Source organism: Actinoallomurus sp. NPDC052274 (assembly GCF_040679475.1).
In the GTDB taxonomy this organism is placed as follows: domain Bacteria; phylum Actinomycetota; class Actinomycetes; order Streptosporangiales; family Streptosporangiaceae; genus Actinoallomurus; species Actinoallomurus liliacearum.
In genome coordinates this window covers 38,285-46,808 of the sequence record NZ_JBFAUT010000064.1, presented here as the reverse complement: position 1 = coordinate 46,808, position 8,524 = coordinate 38,285, and the positions used below count along the sequence as shown (strand labels likewise).

The window sequence follows — 8,524 nt, the reverse complement described above, 5'->3', positions numbered from 1 at the left end:
GGCTCGCGACGTCGGCGGAGCCCGCGGCGTCCCCCGCCCCGGCCGCGCGCGGCCCCGCCGGGCCGGAATCGGCCGTGTCCGGCGCCGGCCGGAGGCCGGCCAGCAGGTCCCGGAGGCCGGACAGGTCGGCCGCCTCGGCCGAACACGCGGGGCAGTCGGCAAGATGGGTCTCGAAGGCTCGCCGGTCGTCCTCTTCGAGCAGTCCCAGGGCGTACGCGCCGACGTCGGTGTGGTGAGGAGTCCCCGGCTCGGTCATGAGTCCTCCTTCGTCGGAGGGGCGACTCGTGGGGCTGCGCCGCCGATTCCCTCGCTCCGCTCGGTCATGGCGTCACCCCCATCTCCTCGAGGACGACGCGCAGCGCCCGCAGGGCGTAGTAGACCCGTGACTTGACCGTTCCGACGGGGATGCCGAGCACCTCCGCGGCCTCGTTGACCGTGCGGTCGCGCAGGACCGTCTCGGTGAGCACCTCGCGGTGCGCGGGGCTGAGCGCCTTCAACGCCTCGGACACGACCACGCCGCGCAGCAGATCCTCCATGCCGTCCGGAGTCTGAAGCTTCTCGAGAGGGCCCTCGCCCGCCTCCTGGGGCCGTGCTCCTCGGCGGCGCCTCTCGTCGATGACGATACGGCGGGCGACCGTCGCCAGCCAAGGCATCAGGCTGGCCGCCTCCGCGTCGAGCTGGTCGAGGCTGCGCCACGCGCGGATCATCGTCTCCTGCACGATGTCCTCCGCCCACTGGCGGTCCCCGCCGGTGTGCCGGATCACGAAGGCGAGCAGCGGGTCGTGGTACTCCTGATACAGCCGGGCGATGATCAACTCGTCGTCGGCGTCGGTCACCGGGCGCAGCGCGCGCAACCAGGTCCGTGCCTTCGTCCTGCCGCGCGCTCCGGGAAATGCCATGGCGGGGGTTCTCCGGGACGGTCGGGAGCGCGGTGGTCAACGATAGACCTCGCGGCGGCCGGATCGCGGGTGCCGCGCCGCGTACGCCGACTCGTCCATGGCCGTGCGGACCCACGAAGCGTGGCCGTGCCGATGCGGTCCCATCGTGATCCCTCCCGCGTGCCGGCGGTGGTGGAGCCGTCAGGCAGTACGGGTCCCGCCCGGGGCGGGGTTCAACGCCGGTACGGACGAGGCGCGGCGGCGGGTCAGAGGGCCTTGCGCAGCCATTGCTCGACGCCGGCGACGTGCACGGTGGCCAGGGCGTGGGCGACTTCGGCCTGCCGGGCCGCCAGGGCGTCGAGGATGGCGTGGTGCTCGTCCAGAGTGCGCCGGAGCGCGCCCTCCTGGGTGAGCCCGCGCCACACGCGCGCTCGGATGGTCGGGCCGCAGAGAGTGTCGACGAGGGAGAACAGGACGGAGTTCCCGGCGGCTTCGGCGATCCGCCGGTGGAACTCCAGGTCGTTCTCGACGAGGTCCTCCACGGCCGACTCGTCGGTGACCTTCGCCAGGTGGTCGCGCAGCGCGTCGACGGTCTCGAGGCTGATCTGCCGGGCCGCCAGCGCGGTGGCGGCGGGCTCGAGGATCCGGCGTACCTCGAAGAACTCCAGGACGGTCCTGTCGTGGTGCAGGTCGACGATGAAGCTGAGTCCGTCGAGCAGCGCCTTCGGCTCGAGGCTGGTGACGTACGTGCCGTCGCCCTGCCGGACGTCGAGGATCCTGACCAGTGACAGGGCCCGGACGGCCTCCCGCAGTGAGTTGCGGGACAGGCCCAGTTGGGCCGCCAGGTCCGCCTCCTTGGGAAGCCGGTCACCGGGCCGCAGCTCACCCGACACGATCATGCCCTTGATCTTCTCGATCGCGTCATCCGTGATCGGCATCGTCGCCCCTCCCCTACCGGCTCTCCACGGTGAACGCCACCGGGCCCTTGCGCGTTCCCAGCCTGCCATGTGGCCCACACCGGCCACACACGCGGCAGGGCTTGACGTAGCGCGCCGGGCGGTGGTGACATCGACACTCATAGGTTAGGAAGGTTTCCTAACCAAGACCGCACTCGGAGATCGCCGGCCGGGAGCGCGTCGGGGGCCGCGTTCCGCGTCGGCGGAAGGAGACCGACCGTGTCCATCGCCCCGCGCACCCTGCTCGCCGCGGCCGCCGCCGTGACGGCCGCCCAGGTGGCCCTCGCCGCGCCCGGCCACGCCACCCCCGCCGCCCGCGACGCGGGCCCGAGCGCCGCCGCCTCCCCCGGCGTGGCCGTCGCCCCGTATGAGTACCTCGGCTGGGGGAACCCGCAGGCACCCGCCTCGGTGCTGTCCACGACAGGCGTCAAGTGGCTCACCCTCGCCTTCGTCCTGTCGGACGGCGGCTGCAACCCGAAGTGGGACGGCAGCCGCTCGCTCACCGGCTCCGACAAGACGGCCATCAACTCCATCCGCTCCGCGGGCGGCGACGTCGTCGTCTCGTTCGGCGGCTGGAGCGGGAACAAGCTCGGCGAGCACTGCTCCAGCGCCTCCGCCCTCGCCGGGGCTTACCAGAAGGTGATCGACGCCTATGGACTGAAGGCCATCGACATCGACATCGAGTCGACCGAGTTCTCCAACGGAACGGTGCAGCAGCGGGTCATCGACGCGCTGAAGATCGTCAAGTCGAAGAACTCCGGGATCAAGACGTACATCACGTTCGGCACGACCCCGAGCGGCCCGGACTCCACCGGCAAGTCGCTGATCAACCGGGGCGCCAAGGCCGGCCTCGCCAATGACGGCTGGGTCATCATGCCGTTCGACTTCGGCGGCCACAGCGGCTCCATGGGCAGCGTCACGACGGCCGCCGCGGACGGACTGAAGAACACCGTCAAGAGCGCGTACGGGTACAGCGACTCGGTGGCCTACGCCCACATCGGCATCTCGTCGATGAACGGCAAGACCGATGAGTCCGACGAGACCGTGACCACCGGCGACTTCCAGACGATCCTGGCGTACGCGAAGGCCCACCACATCGCCCGACTCACCTTCTGGGCCGTCAATCGCGACCGCACGTGCGGCTCCGGCGAAAGCGCCGGCGACTCGTGCAGCGGTGTGTCCCAATCGGCCTACGCCTACTCCAAGATCTTCGCCCAGTACACCGGCTGACGCCGTCGCCGGGAATGCCTCCACGTGAGGAGCACCCGGCAACCACTGGACAGATACATCCGATGTATTTGCCTGGATCTCCCTTCTGAACGCACCCTCCACCCGGCCGCCTGACGGACATCGAACAGGCACGAAGTCGGGTCTACCAGAATCCAACAAGGCGTTGACAGCGGCACCACCGCTGCTACATTTCCAGCAAAGATCCCATCTTTCCGTTCCCAAGGACGGCGGCAGGATCATGAAGAAAACCTTTGCCCTGCTCGGCTCGGGCGCGCTCGTCGCCGGGCTGTTGATCGGTACATTCCCGGCGCACGCGGCCTCGCCCGTGCTGCTGAGCCAGAATCGGCCCGTGACGGCGTCCTCGGAAGGCGGATCGGGTTACGTCGCGAAGTACGCCGTCGACGGCGACACCTCCACGCGGTGGGCGAGTGTACGCGCCTCCGACCCGCAGTGGATCTACGTCGACCTCGGCGCGACCGCGCAGATCAGCGAGGTCAAGCTGGTCTGGGACCTGTCGTGCGCCACGGCGTACCGCGTCCAGATCTCCGGTGACCACTCCACCTGGACGGACGTCTACTCGACGGCCTCCGGCGACGGCGGCACGGACGATCTGACCGGCCTGACGGGGAGCGGCCGCTACGTCCGCGTGTACGGCACGAAACGCTGCCGGAACACCAGCGGCTACGGCTACTCTCTGCGGGAACTGCAGGTCTACGGCTCGACCGGTGGCGACACGCAGGCGCCCACCACCCCGGGCGACGTCCATTCGACCGGAGTGACCAGCGACAGCGTCACTCTCGCCTGGGCCGCCTCGACCGACGACGTCGGCGTGGCCGCCTACGACATCTACAACGACGGCAACAAGATCTCCGAGGCCGCCGGCACCGCGACGAGCAAGACGATCACCGGGCTCACGCCGAAGACGCAGTATCGGCTGACGGTGTTCGCTCGGGACGCCGCGGGCAACGTGTCGCCCAGCAGTAACTCGGTCACGGTGACCACCGCCGCGTCCTCCGACACCGAACCGCCGACCGCGCCCGCCAATCTGCGGTCCACCGGCGTGACGAGCGGTAGCGTCTCCCTGGCCTGGGACGCGTCCACCGACAACGTGGGCGTCACCGGCTACGACGTCTACAGCGGCGGAACGGCGATCGTCACCGGCGTCAAGACCACCTCCACGACCATCAGCGGCCTGGCCGCGAACACCTCCTACACGTTCACGGTGCGGGCGAAGGACGCGGGCAACAACGTCTCCGGCGCGAGCAACGCGGTGACGGTGAAGACGGGGGCCGCGTCGGGTGGCGGCGTGCCCTCGAGCATCACCACCGTCTCGTCGGGCTGGACGATTCCCTGGGGGATGTCCTGGCTGCCCGACGGCTCCGCGCTGATCACCGAACGCGACTCCTTCAAGGTCTTCAAGCTCACCCAGAGCGGCGCGAGGACCCAGGTCGGCACCGTGCCGAACGTCGTGACCACCGACGGCGAGGGCGGCCTGCTGGGCGTCGCGGTCTCGCCGAACTGGGGCAGCGACCACTACGTCTACCTCATGCACACGGCGTCGGAGGGCAACCGGATCGTCCGGATGACCTACGACGGCAGCTCGCTGAGCGGCTACAAGGTCCTCGTCCAGGGCATCAAGAAGAACCGCTACCACAACGGCGGGCGGCTGAAGTTCGGCCCGGACGGCTACCTGTACGCCACCACCGGCGAGGCCCAGACGCCCGACCTCGCGCAGGACAAGAGCTCCCTCAACGGCAAGATCCTGCGGATGACCACGGACGGCAAGCCGGCACCCGGCAACCCGTTCGGCACGCTCGTCTACAGCTACGGGCACCGCAATCCGCAGGGCATCACCTGGGACCCGCAGGGCCGCCTGTGGGAGGCCGAGTTCGGCAACAGCAAGTACGACGAGGTCAATCTCATCGAGCCGGGCAAGAACTACGGCTGGCCGACCTGCGAGGGTAAGTGCAGCACCTCAGGGATGACCGACCCGAAGGTGCAGTGGTCGGTGTCGCAGGCCTCGCCCAGCGACATCACGTACGCCGACGGCGCCCTGTACGTCGCGGCGCTGCGCGGCCAGCGGCTGTGGCGCATTCCCGTCGACGGCACGACCACCGGCACGCCGGCGGCCTACTACGTCAACACGTACGGCCGGCTGCGCACGGTGGAGACCATCCCCGGCAAGAACGCGCTGTGGCTGTCCACCACCAACTGCGACAACAACGGCGGCCAGGCCGACGGCTCGGACAAGGTGTTCCGGATCGACCTGAAGTGACCCTCCTCTGAGGTACCCCCGTTCGTGACCGCGTCCCCGGAGCGCCAGGGGCCCGGGGCGCGGTCACCCTCATCCCCCACTCCGGCGCCCCCGTCCCACCCTGATTCCCGCTCCGGCGGTCCCCGCCGCCGGTCCCCGTCCCGGCAGCCCCATGCCACCGTCCAGGAAGAACCCCGCCCATGCGACGACGATCACTGCGCCTTCCGGCCGCCGGCCTGGCGGCGCTCGCCCTCACCCTCACGACGACGGCCGGCCCCGCACGGGCCGACCTGACCAACCCGCGCCAGGACTGGCTCCGGGACTCCACCGCCGGGCTGTTCCTGCACTGGGGCCTGCGCACGAGCCCCGCCCACACGAGCTGCAGTTCCTGGGAGTCCGACGTCACGAACGGCGGCTGGAGCGCGGACTACTGGGTGAGCGAGGCCCAGAAGCTGCATGCGAAGTACCTCGTGCTCGCGTCATTCCACAGCCGGCTCGGGTACGCGCGGGCCTGGCCGTCGAAGATCCCCGGAAGCTGTACCACCAAGCGCGACTTCCTCGGCGAGCTGATCAGCGCCGCCAAGGCCAAGGGCCTCAAGGTCATCCTCTACATGACCAACGACCCCCAGTGGCACGACGAGGGCGGCCACGAGTGGCTCGACTCCTCCGCCTACTCCAAGTACAAGGGCAAGACCGTCGACCTCACGACCAACGACGGCTTCGGGCAGTTCTCCTACGACAACTTCGTCGAGGTCATGCAGAACTACCCCGACCTGGCCGGCTTCTGGATCGACAACGACAGCCAGTACTGGATCGACCACGGCCTCTACGAGAAGATCCGCCGGGACCGGCCGGACATGCTGCTGTCCAACAACAACGAAGACACGCCGATCATGGACACGGTCAGCAACGAGCAGAAGACCGGCATGACCCCGGCGTACGACTACCCGGCCGCCACCTGGTCCCCCGCGCCGCGCCTCACCGAGGCCTGCTACAAGCTGCCCTCGAGCGGCGCCTGGTGGTACGACGGCAGCAACTCCTCGGTCGACAAGGCGCTGAACGTCGGGCGGCTCGTCGCCAACGCCGGCTCCTCCATCAAGTCGCTGATGGCCGAGACGGCGCAGGTCAACGGCAGGTTTCCGTCGAACCAGGCCTCCTACAACGACTTCCTCAACACCTACCTCGGCCCGATCTGGAGTTCGATCGACGGGACCGAGGGCGGCGGCTACATGTACGGCGGCCTGCAGCCCGGTTCGTGGAACGACGGGGCGTACGGCGTCACCACCATCAGCAGGACCGACCGGAACCTGCACTACATCCACGTGCTGACCAAGCCGTCGACGAGCACGCTGAAGGTCCGCGACAACGGCTACAAGGTCACCGGGGTCACGAACCTGCGCACCGGGGCCGCCTTGAACTTCAGCCAGTCCGGCGGGTCCCTGACCATCACCGGCATCAGCGGCTGGGACCCCTACGACACCGTCTTCAAGGTCCAGACCTCGGGCCGGACCGGCATCCACTCCGGCGTGACCGCGACCGCGAGCGCGTCCAGGAGCGGCTACCCGGCGAGCAACCTCGTCGATGGCGACTACCTGAAGTGGTGGGACAACAACGGCACCCTGCCGGTGACCGTCACCCTCGACCTCGGCTCCGCCGAAAAGGTCGCCTACCTCGGCGTCAACCAGCGCGAGTGGTCGGTGAGCTACAAGCGGTCGAGCACCGAGGACTCCGCCCGGATCAAGGCGTACAAGGTCCTGTCCAGCACCGACGGCAAGACCTGGTCCACGGTGAAGTCCGGGACGATGCCCAGCGCCCGCGGCGTGCGGTTCATCGACCTCGGCATCCCCTCCGCGCGGTACGTCCGCCTCGAGGTCGACAGCACGTGGGCCGCGTCCTCGGCCACCAAGTTCTACAAGAAGCTCCTCATCGACGAGATGTGGCTGGGGTCCGATTATGCGTAGGCCGAGAAAGCGCGTTCCCGTCTCGAGGCGGCGTTCGCCCGCCGTCGCGCTCACGGCGGTTCTCTGCGCGGCGCTGACCGCGCTCACCACGTCGGCGTCGGCCGCCCGTCCCGGGCACGCCGCCAAGGCCGCCACCGACTGGTCGGTGGCGGTGGCCGACTCCACCATCGCGCGGAACACACCCGGCGAGATCGGCGGCTGGTCGTACCCGGTCGGCCTGTACCTGTACGGCCAGTACCTCGTCTACCAGCGCACTCATAACGCGAAATACCTGTCGTACATCAAGAGCTGGGCGGACCGCTTCGTCGACTCGAAGGGGAACATCGACCAGGGCTTCGGCAACCTCGACAGCATGCAGGCGGGCCGGATCCTCGTCCTGCTGCACCACGAGACCGGCCAGGCGCGCTACCAGACCGCCGCCGCGAAGATCCGCAACCGGCTGAAGACCTACCCGCGGACCTCCGACGGCGCGTTCTGGCATGGGACGTCCAGCAGCCGGGCCCACCAGCTGTGGGCCGACGGCGCGTACATGGTCGACCCGTTCCTCGTCGAGTACGGCAAGGAGTTCGGCGACACCGCGTACACCGACGACGAGGCGACCAAGCAACTCGTGGTGTACGGCACCCATCTGCAGGTGTCGGGCGGCCTGCTGCGGCACGCCTACGACGAGTCCAAGCAGGCGAGCTGGGCGAACTCGAAGACCGGCCTGGCGCCGGAGCACTGGTGCCGGGCGATCGGCTGGTACGCCATGGCGACGGTCAACGTGCTGGACGCCGTCCCGGCGACCAACGCGCGGAGGCCGCGGTTGCTCACCATCCTGCGCGACCTCGCGGCCGGCCTCGAGCGCTACCAGGACCCGGCCACGGGTCGCTGGTTCCAGGTGGTCGACAAGGGCTCGCAGCCCGGCAACTGGACCGAGACGTCCTGCTCCAGCATGTTCGCGTTCGCGCTGTCGCGGGCGGTGGAGCAGGGCTACGTCGACGCGCGCTACAAGGCGGTCGCCGACCGCGCCTACCAGGGTGTGCTGAAGAAGATCTCGCTGGGGAGCGACGGCCGGACGAACCTGACCGACATCTCGGTCGGCACGAACGTCGGCTCGTACTCCTACTACGTCGGCCGGACCCGGGCGACCAACGACCTCCACGGCCTCGGCGCCTTTCTGATCATGAACGAGCAGTTCGTCCGCACCGAAGGCGCCGCCCGCTGACCCTGGCTCCCCCTATCCCGCCTCCTCTCGGAAAGAGC

At 69.2% G+C, this 8,524-nt stretch carries 7 protein-coding genes; 4 read left to right on the top strand and 3 right to left on the bottom strand.

Features of this window, described 5'->3' with window-relative positions:
* From AB0K82_RS37030 to AB0K82_RS37020, 3 genes are all read right to left on the bottom strand, one after another.
* The coding region (locus AB0K82_RS37030; protein WP_364406062.1) for a zf-HC2 domain-containing protein at positions 1–256 on the bottom strand (256 nt) is incomplete at its 3' end.
* Between the two features lie 64 nt (positions 257–320).
* The gene (locus tag AB0K82_RS37025; protein WP_345357853.1) at positions 321–809 is read right to left on the bottom strand and encodes a sigma-70 family RNA polymerase sigma factor; all 489 of its coding nucleotides are present in this window, start codon (positions 807–809) and stop codon (positions 321–323) included.
* 335 nt (positions 810–1,144) lie between these two features.
* Positions 1,145–1,816, bottom strand: coding sequence for a FadR/GntR family transcriptional regulator (locus tag AB0K82_RS37020; protein ID WP_364406060.1), 672 nt, complete (start codon positions 1,814–1,816; stop codon positions 1,145–1,147).
* A gap of 237 nt (positions 1,817–2,053) precedes the next feature.
* On the opposite strand from AB0K82_RS37020, the gene AB0K82_RS37015 reads away from it, so the two are divergent.
* From AB0K82_RS37015 to AB0K82_RS37000, 4 genes are all read left to right on the top strand, one after another.
* Entirely contained in the window at positions 2,054–3,064 is a 1,011-nt protein-coding gene (locus AB0K82_RS37015) for a chitinase (protein ID WP_364406057.1), read from the top strand.
* Positions 3,065–3,302: 238 nt separating this feature from the next.
* Positions 3,303–5,339 carry a PQQ-dependent sugar dehydrogenase gene (locus tag AB0K82_RS37010; protein ID WP_364406054.1) on the top strand — a complete coding sequence of 679 codons (2,037 nt, stop codon included), beginning with the start codon at positions 3,303–3,305 and terminating at the stop codon, positions 5,337–5,339.
* A 179-nt stretch (positions 5,340–5,518) separates the two neighbouring features.
* On the top strand, positions 5,519–7,279 hold the full coding sequence (locus tag AB0K82_RS37005; protein ID WP_364406052.1) for an alpha-L-fucosidase: 1,761 nt from the start codon (positions 5,519–5,521) through the stop codon (positions 7,277–7,279).
* Complete coding sequence (locus AB0K82_RS37000; RefSeq protein ID WP_364406049.1) at positions 7,272–8,486, top strand: glycoside hydrolase family 88 protein; 1,215 nt, start codon at positions 7,272–7,274, stop codon at positions 8,484–8,486. Before AB0K82_RS37005 ends, AB0K82_RS37000 begins: the two co-directional genes overlap by 8 nt.
* The last annotated feature ends 38 nt before the right edge of the window (positions 8,487–8,524 follow it).